This window comes from Polaromonas sp. P4_H1 (assembly GCF_056400945.1).
Window position 1 is genome coordinate 1 of the sequence record NZ_JBFUKG010000054.1, and the last position, 728, is coordinate 728.

Below are 728 nucleotides of genomic sequence, written 5' to 3' on the forward strand. Positions count from 1 at the left end.
GCCCAATCCTGCGGCGCCGGCGAGCGGCTTTTCCATCACGGCAGCCGTATCGACAAACACTTTCACATCGCCGCCGGCTTGCGCGATCAGCCAGCGCGCCAGCAGCTTCAGGCGCTTCTTGATGAGGTCATGATAATCGTCGCCGCGGGCATAGACCGAGATCGCAGCGTGCGAGCGTTGCCTGAGGATCTCGAGCGGATTCTCGTCGGGTCCGTAATTGACGCCGAGCATGATGACGGAGCGCACGTCCTGCCACATCACTTTGGGATCGGCGCGGCGGTCCGGATTGTCGGCGAGCCACTCCATGTCGCCATGGGCGCCGGCATTGAGAAATTCCTGCAGCCGCTCGCGCACGCCGGCGATGGCGTCCGGATCGGTGATCCCGATTGAATCGAAGCCAAGCGCCTTCGCCTCGCGCGTCAGCCTATCCTTGAGATCGGCGGGAAGCGTGGCGCGGTCGTCGTCAGCGGATGGGCTCAGAAATCGAGATCCACATAGGTCCGCGATGCCGGCACGCCTGCCAGCCATTCGCTCAGCAGCGGTCGGAACGACGGACGGGATTTCACCCGCGCGTACCACGCCTTCGCTGCGTCGTCCTCGCTCCATGGCACATCGCCCAGATAGTCGATCGCCGACAGATGAGCTGCCGCGACCAGATCCGCATAAGTCAGTCGGTCACCGGCCAGAAAATTGCGCGTCCGCGCCAGCCAACCGATATAGGCCAGATG

At 63.7% G+C, this 728-nt stretch carries 2 protein-coding genes; both read right to left on the minus strand.

The features are described from left to right. Positions 1-528 (minus strand): epoxyqueuosine reductase (locus tag AC1DS5_RS25000; protein WP_477720939.1); only part of this gene is annotated, 528 nt, incomplete at its 3' end. Next, positions 477-728 (minus strand): glutathione S-transferase family protein (locus AC1DS5_RS25005; RefSeq protein ID WP_477720940.1); only part of this gene is annotated, 252 nt, incomplete at its 5' end. The genes AC1DS5_RS25000 and AC1DS5_RS25005, both read right to left, overlap by 52 nt.